General features: G+C 48.2%; 12 protein-coding genes. 7 read left to right on the top strand and 5 right to left on the bottom strand.

Annotated features, from left to right (window positions below; genetic code table 11):
* Nucleotides 1-2: 2 nt before the first annotated feature.
* From CWC33_RS03720 to mgtE, 6 genes are read left to right on the top strand one after another with little or no spacing between them, the layout of a single operon-like run.
* Nucleotides 3-1,463, top strand: a complete 1,461-nt coding sequence (locus CWC33_RS03720) for an RNA polymerase factor sigma-54 (RefSeq protein ID WP_100690837.1) — start codon at nt 3-5, stop codon at nt 1,461-1,463.
* Between the two features lie 26 nt (nt 1,464-1,489).
* Nucleotides 1,490-1,777, top strand: a complete 288-nt coding sequence (hpf, locus tag CWC33_RS03725; RefSeq protein WP_053953073.1) for a ribosome hibernation promoting factor — start codon at nt 1,490-1,492, stop codon at nt 1,775-1,777.
* A 3-nt stretch (nt 1,778-1,780) separates the two neighbouring features.
* The gene (gene ptsN / locus CWC33_RS03730) at nt 1,781-2,251 is read left to right on the top strand and encodes a PTS IIA-like nitrogen regulatory protein PtsN (RefSeq protein ID WP_100690838.1); all 471 of its coding nucleotides are present in this window, start codon (nt 1,781-1,783) and stop codon (nt 2,249-2,251) included.
* Entirely contained in the window at nt 2,242-3,093 is an 852-nt protein-coding gene (gene rapZ, locus CWC33_RS03735; RefSeq protein WP_088768938.1) for an RNase adapter RapZ, read from the top strand. Before ptsN ends, rapZ begins: the two co-directional genes overlap by 10 nt.
* Nucleotides 3,086-3,361: an HPr family phosphocarrier protein gene (locus CWC33_RS03740; protein WP_100690839.1), complete on the top strand. Its 276-nt coding sequence runs from the start codon at nt 3,086-3,088 to the stop codon at nt 3,359-3,361. The genes rapZ and CWC33_RS03740 overlap by 8 nt, the downstream gene beginning before the upstream one ends.
* A gap of 3 nt (nt 3,362-3,364) precedes the next feature.
* Nucleotides 3,365-4,726, top strand: a complete 1,362-nt coding sequence (mgtE, locus tag CWC33_RS03745; RefSeq protein ID WP_100690840.1) for a magnesium transporter — start codon at nt 3,365-3,367, stop codon at nt 4,724-4,726.
* A 24-nt stretch (nt 4,727-4,750) separates the two neighbouring features.
* Here the strand turns inward: mgtE and pmbA are convergent, their stop codons facing one another.
* Nucleotides 4,751-6,064, bottom strand: a complete 1,314-nt coding sequence (gene pmbA, locus CWC33_RS03750) for a metalloprotease PmbA (protein WP_164976532.1) — start codon at nt 6,062-6,064, stop codon at nt 4,751-4,753.
* A gap of 86 nt (nt 6,065-6,150) precedes the next feature.
* Here pmbA and yjgA point away from each other — a divergent pair, with 86 nt between their 5' ends.
* Entirely contained in the window at nt 6,151-6,684 is a 534-nt protein-coding gene (yjgA, locus tag CWC33_RS03755) for a ribosome biogenesis factor YjgA (RefSeq protein WP_100690842.1), read from the top strand.
* Here the strand turns inward: yjgA and tldD are convergent, their stop codons facing one another.
* Genes tldD through rng form a run of 4 tightly spaced genes read right to left on the bottom strand, consistent with a single transcriptional unit; the run spans nt 6,685 to nt 14,250 of the window.
* A complete protein-coding gene (gene tldD / locus CWC33_RS03760; RefSeq protein WP_100690843.1) occupies nt 6,685-8,106 on the bottom strand; it encodes a metalloprotease TldD in 1,422 nt (473 codons plus the stop codon). It abuts the gene before it with no gap.
* Nucleotides 8,093-8,932 (bottom strand): carbon-nitrogen hydrolase family protein, encoded by an 840-nt coding sequence (locus CWC33_RS03765; protein ID WP_232709835.1) that lies wholly within the window; start codon nt 8,930-8,932, stop codon nt 8,093-8,095. The genes tldD and CWC33_RS03765 overlap by 14 nt, the downstream gene beginning before the upstream one ends.
* Nucleotides 8,886-12,779, bottom strand: a complete 3,894-nt coding sequence (locus CWC33_RS03770) for a YhdP family protein (protein WP_100690844.1) — start codon at nt 12,777-12,779, stop codon at nt 8,886-8,888. The genes CWC33_RS03765 and CWC33_RS03770 overlap by 47 nt, the downstream gene beginning before the upstream one ends.
* A 4-nt stretch (nt 12,780-12,783) precedes the next feature.
* Nucleotides 12,784-14,250 (bottom strand): ribonuclease G, encoded by a 1,467-nt coding sequence (gene rng / locus CWC33_RS03775; protein ID WP_100690845.1) that lies wholly within the window; start codon nt 14,248-14,250, stop codon nt 12,784-12,786.

The following is a 14,250-nucleotide window of genomic DNA, read 5'->3' on the forward strand; positions in this document are numbered from 1 at the left end:
CCATGAGACAAAGTCTGCAGCTAAAAATTGGTCAGCAACTGACCATGACGCCTCAGTTACAACAAGCGATACGCTTGCTGCAGCTTTCTTCGCTCGACTTACAGGCTGAAATTCAGGACGCGCTGGACAATAACCCGTTACTGGAAGTTGAAAGCGAACAACCTCATGACGGTGACAGCACCGACTCCCCTCATTCGTCAAATAAAGACGACAGTCAGCGTGAAACCTCCGATGTTATAAAAACTCAGGAAATGCCAGAAGACCTCCCTGTGGACAGCACATGGGATGATACCTATTCATCGTCGACTCCTGCTACCGGAGCGGCCTCAAACGGCAAATCCTACGACGGTGACTATGAGGTGTACCAAGGCTCAACGAGCGAGTCTTTGCAAGACCATCTGATTTGGCAAATGCAACTGTCGCACTTTTCTGAAGAAGACACTGCGATTGGCGAAGCCATTATCGAAGCCATTGACGACAATGGTTATTTAACAACGAATATTGAAGACATTATTGAGTCTGTGCGCTTACCCGAGGTTGGCGAAGAAGAAGTCTGCATGGTACTCAAGCGCATCCAACACTTTGACCCAGTCGGTGTCGGCGCACGTACCGTCAGCGAGTGCCTGGCGATTCAATTACGACAACTGGACGACAGCACGCCGTTTAAGCTCGCTGCTATCACTCTGGTTAGCGAGCATATGGACTTGCTGGGCAACCGAGACTTCCGCAATATCCAGAAAAAGCTCAAATTAACCGAAAATGACTTACGTGAAGTCATGCGGCTGATTCAGCAAATGCACCCGCACCCGGGCGAACAAGTTGCTCAACAAGAAGTTGAGTACGTGATTCCTGACGTTGCGGTCATGAAAAAGAATGGTCGCTGGGTGGTCGAATTAAACCCGGATAGCGTACCTAAATTAAAGGTCAATGAAGAATACGCGGCACTGAGTAAAGCGGCGAAGTCCTCGGCAGACAGTCAGTACATTAAAAACCATACACAGGAAGCGCGTTGGTTTATTAAAAGTCTGGAGAGTCGCAATGAAACGCTGTTGAAAGTTGCCAACTGTATTGTTCAGCGCCAGCAGGGCTTTTTTGAGTACGGTGAAGAGGCCATGAAACCAATGGTACTCAATGATGTCGCTGAAGCCGTGGAAATGCATGAAAGCACCATTTCACGGGTAACAACGCAGAAGTTTCTGCACTGCCCACGAGGCATTTTTGAATTAAAATACTTTTTCTCTAGCCATGTCAGTACAGAAGGTGGAGGTGAGTGTTCAAGTACCGCAATACGTGCTTTAATTAAGAAGTTAGTCGCTGCAGAAAACCGTAGCAAACCATTAAGCGACAGCAAAATCGCTGAACTGATAGCCGAGCAAGGCATCAAAGTAGCGAGGAGGACAATTGCGAAGTACCGGGAATCACTGAATATTCCCTCATCGAGTCAACGCAAGAGTCTTTTATAACTTGTAAACTGCAGAAGGAAGACGTTATGCAAATTAATCTTACTGGTCATCATATCGATATCACTGAGTCTCTACGTGAGTATGTGGACACAAAATTTGCTAAGTTAGAGCGCCATTTTGACCATATCACCAACGTTCACGTCATCCTTAATGTTGAAAAAACGAATCAAAAAGCGGAAGCTACCGTGCACCTGAACGGCGGCGAGATTTTCGCTGACTCTGTTCACGATGATATGTACGCAGCCATTGATGGTTTAATCGATAAGCTTGACCGTCAGGTTATTAAACACAAAGAAAAAATGAAAAAGCATTAGTCCATGCAAATAAGTGAGTTGTTAAGCCCCGACTGCACCAGGTGTGCAGTCGAGGGTGCAAGTAAAAAGCGGTTATTAGAAACCATTAGCCAAATTGTCGCGCCAAAACTGTCAGGCATTACTCGTCATGACATTTTTGAAAGCTTGGTTAACCGTGAACGCTTAGGAAGTACCGGTATTGGTTTAGGTATTGCTATTCCTCATGGGCGACTCGCTAAAGCCAGCCATCCGGTTGCGGTGTTATTGACGTTAGACGAGCCAATCGAGTTTGACGCGATTGATAACCAACCTGTGGACATTATTTTTGCGCTGTTAGTGCCAGAGTCAGAGCATGAAAATCATTTGCAGACATTAGCAGCCGTTGCCCGTCGCATGAATGACAAAGACTGCACCCGCGCGCTTCGGAACGCTGAAAGTGACAACGCACTTTATCAATTATTTATTGGGGAAGGTGAAGATAAGCCATGCAACTGATTATTGTCAGTGGTCGCTCGGGATCGGGTAAAACTATCGCCCTTCGAGTACTCGAGGATCTTGGCTTTTACTGCGTCGACAACTTACCCATTAGCCTACTTCCCACGCTGGTTCATGCGGTCATGGAGCAGTATTCAAAAATTGCCATCAGCATTGACGTTAGAAACCTGCCCGAACATTCGGAAGAGCTGCTTGACTCGCTAAACTTTTTACCCAAAGGGGTTGAACCAGAAGTACTGTTCATTGATGCCGACGACAACACCTTACTAAAACGCTTTGGTGAAACACGCCGTTTGCACCCGCTCTCACAAAAGGAGTTACCTTTAGTTGATGCGCTTCAGGCAGAACGGAAGTTGCTCGAACCAATTATGGAGCGCGCCACCTGGCGCCTGGACAGCAGCGACTTATCGTTACACCAGTTAAGTGAAGAAGTGCGCGAGCGTGTGCTCGGCCGAGCAGACAAAAAACTGATTATCGTTTTTCAGTCTTTTGGTTTTAAGTATGGACTGCCGAAAGACGCTGATTTTGTATTTGATGCACGCATATTACCAAACCCGCACTGGCAACCTGAACTGAAGTTGCTAACCGGCTTAGATGCAGACGTACAGCATTATTTTCGCCAACAGCCGTTGGTCACGAAGTTTGTCTATCAGCTCGAAAACTTTTTAGGCACTTGGCTGCCTCACTTTCAACGCAGTAACCGCAGCTATTTAACGATTGCGACAGGCTGTACTGGTGGGCAGCATCGCTCCGTTTATATTTCACAGCAGTTAGCGGAGCGCTTTGAACAAAAATCAGTGAAAGTTCAGGTTCGTCACCGGGAGTTAAAGCAGCATGAGTAAAGCTTGCAAGACGCTTGTTATACGCAATAAACTGGGCCTTCATGCTAGGGCTGCGACCAAACTTGCGCAGCTCACACAGTCATTCAAGTCAGAAATTACCGTTCAGCAGGGTGAACAATGCGTTAACGCTGCCAGTGTGATGTGCTTAATGCTGCTCGCCAGCCAACAAGGCAAGTCGGTCGAAGTTTGTGCCGAAGGCGATGATGCAGAAGACGCATTAGTAGCGGTGAGCGAATTGTTCGAAGATCGCTTTGAGGAAAACGAGTAACCAATGATAGCCGAGCTGTCCGATAAAGAATACGCCATGCAACGAATTCAGGAGGTTAACTCTGCGTTAGCCGACGGTATGTTCGTGGCAGCTCGACGCATGCTGCACAACATGCCGGCCTGCGATGTCGCTTTACTACTAGAGTCTTCTCCACCGAAAAGCCGTTCTAAAATCTGGAAGCTGGTCGATATTGACGAGCACGGTGAAATTCTTGAAGAGCTGAACGAAGAAGTTCAGAAAGACATCATTCGTCAAATGGCGCCAGAAAACCTGGCGGCAGCGACCGAAGGCATGGACACCGATGACCTCGCCTACGTTCTGCGTGGTTTGCCGGAGCCGGTGTATCAGGAAGTCTTAAAGTCGATGGACGAAGGCGACCGTGAGCGGGCAGAAACTGCTCTTTCCTACGCAGAGGACAGCGCTGGCGGTATCATGAATACCGATACCATTACGGTACGCTCAGACGTCACTATCGACGTTGTATTGCGTTATCTGCGTCTTAAAGGCGAATTGCCCGAAGCAACCGATAAACTCTATGTCGTTGATCGCAATGAGAAAGTCACTGGTGAGATTTCGTTGACTCAGTTACTTACAGTCGACCCCAGCCGCCGCATCGATGAAATTATGTCATCGGATATTACGACCATACCCGTCGATATGGAAGAAACCGAAGTGGCTAAGCTTTTTGAGCGACATGACTGGGTTTCTGCACCGGTTGTCGATAGTGAGCAACAACTTGTGGGTCGTATTACGATCGATGATGTAGTTGATATTATTCGTGAAGAAGCTCAGCACTCGATGCTCAGTATGGCGGGCTTGGAAGATGACGAGGATACCTTTGCGCCGGTATTGAAAAGTACCCGCCGCCGTACCGTATGGCTTGCGGTTAACTTGGTGACAGCCTTATTAGCCGCCATGGTCAGTTCACTGTTTGAAGACATACTGGCGCAAATGGCCATACTGGCTATTTTGAACACCATAGTTCCTAGTATGGGCGGCATTGCCGGTAGTCAAACCTTAACACTGGTTATTCGAGGTATGGCGCTCGGCCATATCGGATCCAGTAACTCCCGATGGTTAATCGGTAAAGAGCTCGCGATAGGCTTCTTAAACGGCGTAATATGGTCGGTGCTTATTGCTGCAGTCGTTGCGCTTTGGAAGCAAGACTTACTGGTTGGCGGTATTATCGCGTTCGCTATGATGATGAACCTATTAGCCGCAGGGCTGGCGGGGGCAACCGTTCCGCTTATGTTGAAGCGTTTTAACATTGACCCTGCACTTGCCGGTGGCGTAATTTTAACCACGGTGACCGATGTCGTCGGTATTTTCGCCTTCCTTGGCTCAGCGACTCTCCTGCTTTCTTAAGCGCCTTAGTGTTGTAAAGGCAGGCTAATGACCTGCCACACTCATTTGTTCTAACAGTACAGAGCCAGTGTGCAATGCATGTCGTTCATCGGTATCGTTGCCAATAGCAACGATGTTCGCCAGCATATCTTTTAAGTTGCCAGCTATTGTGACTTCTTCAACTGGGTACTGAACTTCGCCATTTTCGACCCAAAAGCCTGCAGCGCCGCGAGAATAGTCGCCGTTAACGAGGTTAACGCCCTGCCCCATGACTTCAGTCACCAAAAGCCCGGTTCCCATTTGCTGGCAAAGCTGCTGTAGCGACTTATCCTGTTGACTGACCCGCCAGTTATGAATACCACCTGCATGGCCGGTCGGTTGCATATCCATTTTACGAGCCGCATAACTGGTCAATAAGTACGTTTCCAATACGCCCTTATCGACAATAGTTCTATCCTGTGTTTTAAGACCTTCGGCGTCAAATGGTGTGCTGGCTAAGCCGCCAACAATATGAGGACGCTCTTGAATAGTCAGCCATTCCGGGAGCACTGATTTTCCTAAATAATCGAGTAAGAAGCTCGACTTGCGGTACAAGTTTCCGCCGCTAATGGCTGAGACGAAATGCCCAAACAAACTACCCGCAATATCAGCACGAAAAATGACCGGAACCTTGGCCGTTGGAACCTGTCTGGCCCCCAAACGAGACAAGGTTTCGTTAGCGGCATCTTCTGCCACTTTTTCCGGTGTCCATAAGTCAGATGTTTTTCTCGCCACGGTATAACTCATATCACGCTGCATTTTATCGCCTTCACGAGCAATAAGCGCACAACCTAAGTTATGGCGAGACTGTAGGAAGCCACCAATAAAGTCGTGTGTGTTGCCATAAACCCGAAAACCGGTGTGACTACCGTAGTGTGCTCCATCGGAATTCACTATACGCTCGTCTAGGTTCAATGCATGCTTTTCGCACGCCAGCGCCTGTTCAATAGCATACTCTGCACTTTGGTCGCCCGGGTGACACAAATCTAAATCCGCAATATCGGTTGCCATAAGCTCGGACGGTGCTAAGCCATTGTAGGGGTCCGGCGACGTAAAACGGGCAATATCACAGGCTTTGTCAACAGCGGCTTCAATAGCGGCCTTTGACAGATCTGTTGTCGACGCAGAACCTTTTTGCTGTCCACGATACACCGTAATGCCTAATGCGCCATCTTGGTTAAACTCAACGGTTTCGACCTCTCCCAAACGAGTCCCCACAGAAATACCTGAGGTTTGACTAATAGAGCATTCCGCATCACTGGCACCTTTTTGTTTCGCCAGCGACAAGGCCTCTTTTACGGCAGCCTCGACTTGCCCCATCTCTTTGTTAAGGTCATCCAGTTGTACTATCAAAAAACTCTCCTCACTGCTAAACTAGCGGCTTTAGCGCTAATCGAGTTGTAATTATGTCGAAACGAAAGTCACAAAACCCATCCTCTGATATCGACGCTCATGACAATGACGATTTCGTCAGTAAGTCACAAAAAAAGCGCGAAATGGCAGAGCGACAAAAAGTCGGTACCGACTTAGTCGAGCTCAGCGATGCTCAATTAAAGAGCATGCCGTTAGACGACGAGCTTCGTGACGCCGTATTATTGGCTCGTAAAATTCGTAATAAACACGAAGGCTACCGACGCCAGCTTCAATTCATTGGTAAGCTGATGCGCTCTCGGGATATTGAGCCCATTGAACAAGCGCTGTCAGACCTTCGTAATGCGCACCAGCAGGAAACCACTAAGTTTCACGCTGTCGAAGACGCCAGGGACTCGCTCCTCAACGGCGGAGACGAGGCCTTGCAAAGCTTTATCGAAAACTACCCTCAGGCCGATCGCCAAAAAATTCGACAGCTGATGCGCTTAGCTGAGCAGCAAAAAGCCCAGGAAAAGCCACCTAAGGCGGCTCGAGAGCTATTTGTTTATCTGCGCAGCGTTATTCTTTAATTACTCCGTACCACCAACGGTCATTGAATCCAGTTTCAAGGTTGGTTGTCCGACACCAACAGGAACACTTTGACCGTCCTTACCACAAACACCAACGCCGGCGTCCAGTTCCAGGTCATTGCCGACCATAGAAACCTGTGACATAGCATCAGGTCCGTTACCAATTAAGGTAGCCCCTTTTATTGGCGCGGTAATTTTACCGTCTTCAATTAAGTAAGCCTCTGACGCTGAAAACACAAACTGTCCTGAGGTTATGTCGACTTGTCCGCCGGCAAACTGAGGCGCATAAATGCCCTTTTTGACACTGCTGATAATCTCATCCGGCGTACTTTCGCCCGGCAGCATATAAGTATTCGTCATACGAGGCATGGGTAAATGAGCAAAGCTTTCCCGGCGACCATTACCGGTGACGCTTTGTTTCATCAACCGTGCGTTCATCTTGTCCTGCATATAACCACGCAAGCGACCGTTCTCTATCAGAACATTGTAACCACTCGGTGTCCCTTCATCGTCTATCGTCATCGAGCCACGACGGTCATTCATGGTGCCGTCATCGACAATGGTACAAAGCTCTGAAGCCACCTTTTCACCCACACGACCGGAGTAAGCTGACGACCCTTTACGATTGAAATCACCTTCAAGGCCATGACCAACCGCCTCATGCAATAACACCCCTGGCCAACCCGCTCCTAAAACGACTGGCATGTTACCTGCGGGTGCCGGACGTGCTTCTAAGTTCACCAGTGCCTGGCGAACCGCCTCTTCGGCGAAGTGCTTCCAACGTGTACTACCGTTTGTGTCTTCAATAAAAAATTCGTAACCAACGCGCGCTCCACCACCGGCGCTACCGCGCTCACGACGACCGTTTTGCTCCGCAATGACCGAACAGTTCAAACGAATAAGCGGGCGCTTATCGGTAGCAAAGGTGCCATCTGTCGCAGCAACCAGTACATCGTCATAACTGCCACTTAAACTGACAACCACTTGCGACACTCGGCTGTCCTGCGCACGCGCATGAGCATCAGTCTGTTTTAACAGCTCAATTTTTTCATCTTCCGACAGCGTATTTAAAGGATTAATGCCTTCATATCGTGATGTGGCCTGCACAGACTGTAACGCCGCTACCGACTTACTCTGCCCCTGACGGGCAATACCGCGGGCAGCTTCACTGGTGCGCTTAAGCGCTTCCAAAGTAATTTCATCAGCGTAAGCAAAGCCAGTTTTTTCGCCCTGCACCGCACGAACGCCCATTCCGGTTTCAATATGAAACGCACCATTTTTAATGATGCCGTCTTCCAGCACCCAGGATTCATTGACACTGTGTTGCAGATAAATGTCTGCAAAATCAATTGTACCGCTGTATAACGTTGCCAACGCTTTACTAATATCGCTCTCAGACAACGAATAATCATTTAGTGTCATGTATGTTTACTACCTCAAATTGGTTTTGTTTGGCGACCGGCATTTGTTGACGTATTTCTTCGGTTCGGTCTAAGTCGACTTCGACCGAAATAATGCCTTCACCTTTTGCCTGTTCCGCTAAAATTTCACCCCACGGGCTGACAATAATGGAATGCCCGTAAGTCTCGCGTCCGTTATCATGCACACCCACTTGGTTAGGGGCCACCACATAAGCCTGCTGCTCTATAGCCCTTGCTCTAACCAACGCATGCCAGTGTGCATTCCCGGTCACTTGGGTAAATCCAGACGGCAAAGCAATGATATTAGCGCCTGCCTCGCGCAACGCCCTAAACAGCTCAGGAAAACGGAGATCATAACATACCGACATACCGACAACACCACAGTCGGTATCGACTGCAACCACTTCCGTACCCGGCTTCGTCCATTTTGATTCACGGTATTGTTTGGTGTTATCAGCTACATCCACATCGAACAGGTGAATTTTGTCGTATCGCGCAACAAGCTCTCCTGTTGGCGAATACATTAACGATGCAGCTGAAAAGCGTTCACCCGCATCAATAGGGATGGTACCACCAATCAAATATACACCGTGCTGTTTCGCGAGCGAAGAAAGCGCTCTTTGCACATCGCCGTCTTTGTAGTTTTCAGCCATATCCAGTTGCGCTCGGTCACCAGCACCAAAGCAGACAAAGGCTTCAGGAAGAACCACTAGATGGGGGTAATTGGCAGACGGGAGATTGTTAAGAAGCTTTTTGACAATGTCGAGGTTGTCTTCAGGTTTAGAGCGGCTGCTCATTTGCAGCGCTGTCAGTTGCACCTTTTTCATCGTTTACCTCTGGATCTTTGGGGTCTTCCTCCAATTTTGGCAAATCAACCGGGCGGCTGTCACGCTCTATTTCCTGTACAACCGGATTCTCTATGGTGCCGGTCACTTCATAGCGTAGCTTTGAAATAACTTTTGCGTCATGCAGCACTTTGTCAATAAGTAGCGCAGCCAGTCCGCTTGGAGGGTTAACCATCCAGGCAAGAATAACCGGCAGACTCGAAGTCACTTTCGGTGCGTATGTTAACGTATAATTCAGTTCACCGCTGGTCATGTCTGTCCAGCCCCGAATATCCATATCGCCTGCGGAGCCAAGCAATCTGGCATCATCTGTTTGAGCAACACCATCCTCTATGGCGGCGCTTCCTGACAGTTCGGTAAAGAACATACCCTGAGAGAATATGTCACGGAAGTCTAGCGTCAGTTTACGTAAAATACTGTCCAAACTGAGTATCGAGAATATACGAGCCCCCCCATCACTGACTTCAGCAAGGTAACCTTTACCCAATGACCAGGCAATATTCCCGTCCAGTGAAGACCAGCTGGGTTGATGCAGATGATCATCCCAGTTCAGGGAGAAGTTAATATCCGCGGAGCTATCCCGAATGGCTGTTTCGATACCAAACTGACGCAGTAATTCACCTAAATCGTTGGTATTTAATTGACCGTTTAACTCACTATAGGCTTGTTCATTTTCATAGCGCCACACTCCGTTAGCCTGAATACGATCGCCATTTCGAGTGACGTTTAGGCGGTCAATCGTAAAACCTTTTGCCTGCGCGGACGCCTCGATTGGAGAAATCGCTAAATCGACTTCTCCTAAGTTGTGCTCGTTAATTCGACAGCTTCGGCAGTTGACATTGACCGGTGGCACTTTCCCCAGCCAATCCCATTTCGCCTCGTCATCATTGTCAGAACTTGGCAGTTCAATATCGGTGGACAGCTCGAGGTAGTCAGCCCTGACATCAATGCCTTTTTTCATAAACTCATTAGGAATACCGACGTTTAGCACGGCTTTGTCTGAATTAACCTGAACCTGCCACTCGTTTGCCTCAGGCCAGCTTCGTATATTCGCAGCCCCAAAGCTTTGCTCTGACCATTTCAGCTCATTCGCTGAAACACTGATTGAATCGGGCAACCATGGGTTGTGTGCTTCAGCGCTGGCATCCCCCACTGAAGAACCACCACTTCCAAGCGCATAAATAAGTGAATACCAACGGCCGATATCGGCGTCGCCAAGCTTAGCCAACACAGTGAATCCACTGCCCGCATCCTCAATCTGACTATCTTCACCAACCGCTAATGTCGCTTTTTGCCATCCCGGCATATCCAATCGCCAGCGGCCTTCAAAACGCGCTCTTTCGTCAATGCGCCCAGTCACTGTATAGTTATCGCCAGAGCCATTTAAGGAGAAATAAAACTGCCAACCTTCACCAAAACTCTTTTCTAACGGGCTCGGCAAATACGTTTCTAAACCGGTTAGGTCGTATTGTCCTTCAGCATCAACCTTCATAGAGTCACCGGTAAACTGCAACGTCACCCGGCTTTCCCCGTTAACCGCCCCGTAAAAGAACTCCTCCCACTGGTCGTAAGGAAACTGTTTGAATAACGGTTCAGTCTGCCAGTCTAACTCCGTATTAATGGCTAATTCATAGCCGTCATTTTTCGAATCTCCCTCAACGGAAGCTGTCACAGGCATACCGTACCAACTCAGTATCAAATCTGAGGTATTAACGCTGGCGTTATTGACGGTCAACTTCCCTTCATTGATGCTGAATCGTTGTTTTATTGCATCAATTGTTACCTGAACGCCTGCCAATGGCGCTTCAACAAATACGCCAACCTCGCGAGACTCATCAAACGGAATATCCAACGCTACTTGCCCGGTCACCTGCCCTTGCGGATTCAGTTGATTAAAGGTTTCTGTTACCGAATCTAAAGGCGAATTCTTGAATACGTTATAGACCTGCTGAGCATCGCCCGACGCTCGTGCTTCTATTTGCAGTCCAATGTTACCGTCGGTGAGATCTGGAATTCGAGCAGAAACGTTGTCGACATTAACTGAACCAATAACAGCTTTGTCAGCGTACATGAGCAAACTATTCTGGTAAAAGTCCAGGTGAATAGGCGCTTTTTCAAGGACCGGCCAATCAGGCTGGAACTTAAAGTCCAACGATTCGAAGTCCGCGCGAGCGTTAAACACCGATGCCAGACTGGCATTAGCAAAGCTATCAATATCGCCTCGCCACACTGCTTCAATGCCACTTAATTGCCCTGCGTGCATAGCTTCACTTAAGTAGCTATGCACACCATCGCCCATCGCTTTAGGCAACAGTTTGCGAGCCGTTTCTACGGAAAACGGCGCCGTCGAGTAAATAAACGAATCAATAGACGGTTTACCATTCACGCTATCTGAGGATAGCTGAGCACTTCCCCGCAAGGTTAAATCGTTTACTTGTGCCAGCATTTGCGTTAACGAAACTGACCAGCCGTTATCATTGGCCCTCCAGGTTCCGGATAAATCCAGTTCGTTAATAGCCCAGGCATGTTCTGAGGACAAATGTCGGCTTGCCACTGAGACACCACTACCATACAAATGCCATTGAGCCTGATTATTCATTTGGCTCACACTCACGTGTAAACCGCTTACACTGGGTGTATTATTACCACCTTCGATAGACAGCCCGGTGCCATCAACACGCCACTGGCTTCCTGTGATGGGATGTAACCGATATTGACCATCGACTTGACCATTAATCCCCGTTCTCTTAACCCATTTCACCACTTCCTGGGAAGTAAACGGCAACAGCGTAAACAATGATGTAGCATCGTCTAGCTTGACGTTTGAAACACTAATATCGTGAATACTGTTCTTATTTTGCCAGGCAACTCTCGGAACCCGAACACTGCCCGAAGAAGACTCCAGAGTCATTGGTAAACTATTCATTAGCCAACCATCTTCCTGCGGCCTCAAGATGACTTTTCCACCAGGAATATCCAACCAATGCGTTTGCCCAGCGTCCTTATACTGCCAGGTTATACGGTTCTGACGAAGCTGCAGAAGCCCTTCAAATAGCTCACCATTTTGCATATCCAGCCAGGCAGTAAAGTTGACATCCGACTCCTGTACGTCGATATCACCCAGTCTCTCCTCCAGCCAAGGACTAATATCGATGTTTTGTGCATTCACATAGAACTGACCCGTTAATTCCGACCAAGTATCACCATTGAGGTCAACAATGATATCCAGGGCGTTGGTCGCGAAGTCGTCCATCCTTAGGCTACCGACCGCGCGGTGCCGTGATCCTTCGTTAACCCAGGACAAACGTTCGAGCTCAATTCTTCGGGTGATTCCCCTTAAATTAGTCAGAAAGACTTGTCCCTGGTGTATTGAGAACTTCTCTAACTGATGTAGAAACAACTCACTGAGATTATCAATATCTAATGTGTCATTCCCTGGCACATCGGTTAGCTGTCTGAGATCAACGGCAATATTGGCGTTATCCAAGATAAACTCTTCAGCCACAAATTGCTGCTGAACAATGCTTTGCCAGAAGTTTAAAACCACATACACTTGCGCAACATTAAACTTCACCTTTGCATCGTTTGTCGGTGACAATGAGAGGTCTTCGAGTACGATAGACGGCCCTTGCTGAGTCCATGCCATAGACAAATCGTTAATACTGACAGGTTGCTGGAAGCGTGACTCTAGTTCATTCTCGAGGGGCTGAGTTAAGTCTGGCAGATACGGCAGACTATAGCGAAGCAAACTCAGGGCAACAGCAACCAGTACCAGCACAATAGCCAGTAGTAGCCACAGTTTTTTTAGTACCCAGGACAGTGCTTGCATTAACCTACATCATTACCACGTCAAATTGCTCTTGATTATACAGAGGTTCGGTCTGTACGGTAATTTGACGTGAAACAAACAGCTCAAGTTCAGCTAACGCATGAGATTCTTCGTTGACTAATGCTTCACTGACTTTAGCTGACGCATAAACAACGAATTTGTCGGCCTCGTAGGCCTTATGCACGCGCACAATCTCTCGCATAATTTCGTAACAAACGGTTTCAACGGTTTTCATCGTGCCACGCCCCTGACAAACGGGGCACTCGGAACAAAGCACGTGTTCGAGGCTTTCGCGGGTTCGTTTACGGGTCATCTCAACCAGTCCGAGCGTCGTAAAACCGTTAATCGTGGTCTTCGCCCTGTCTTTTGACAAGGCAAGCTCCAGGCTGTGTAAGACACGCCGTTTATGTTCTTCGTCGCGCATATCGATAAAGTCGATAATGATAATGCCACCCAAATTCCGCAACCGCAGTTGTCGTGCTATTGCCTGAGTCGCTTCTATATTGGTGTTGAATATGGTCTCTTCGAGGTTTCTGTGGCCGACGAAAGCACCGGTATTGATATCGATGGTCGTCATCGCCTCAGTTTGATCAATAATTAACGAGCCCCCCGATTTTAAGTCAACGCGGCGGTCAAGGGCACGCTGCATTTCATTTTCAATATCAAACAGGTCAAAAATAGGCCGATCACCGGTATAGTACTCCAGCACACCTGTTAATTCGGGAATAAAGTCTTTGGTGAAGGTTTTCAGGGTGTCAAAAGTCACTTTCGAGTCTACCCGAATGCGCTCGATTTCCTCACCGACAAAGTCACGCAGCACACGACAGGACAAGTTTAAGTCTTCATACAACATGCCAACTTTACGCTGACTTTTCTTGCGCGTTTTAATTTTCTCCCAAAGTCGGAAAAGAAAGTCCGCATCGCTTTTTAACGATTGCTCAGAGGCCCCTTCTGCCGCTGTACGAACAATAAATTTACCGTCTTCAGTGCTAACCGACTCCGCTATTTCTTTTAAGCGATCACGCTCTTCGCCTTCTTCAATGCGCTGCGAAACACCCACATGGTCACTTTTCGGCATGAAGACTAAATAGCGCGACGGTAGGGTAATGTCAGTAGTCAGTCGCGCACCCTTCGTACCTAAAGGGTCTTTGACGACCTGAACCATAATTTGCTGGCCTTGATGAACCAACTCAGTAATATCTCTTTCAGGTCGGTCCGGCTGAGGAAGGTCGTCTCCGTCAACTTGTACCACAATGTCTGACGCATGTAAGAATGCCGCCTTATCCAAACCAATATCGATAAAGGCCGCCTGCATTCCCGGTAAAACACGGGACACTTTTCCCATGTAGATGTTACCCACCAGACCTCGTTTCGCCTGCCGTTCAATATGAACTTCCTGCAAAATGCCATTTTCAACGAGGACCACCCGCGTTTCCGTGGGTGTAACGTTCATGAGAACTTCAACGCTCAT

This window comes from Idiomarina sp. X4 (assembly GCF_002808045.1).
GTDB lineage: Bacteria > Pseudomonadota > Gammaproteobacteria > Enterobacterales > Alteromonadaceae > Idiomarina.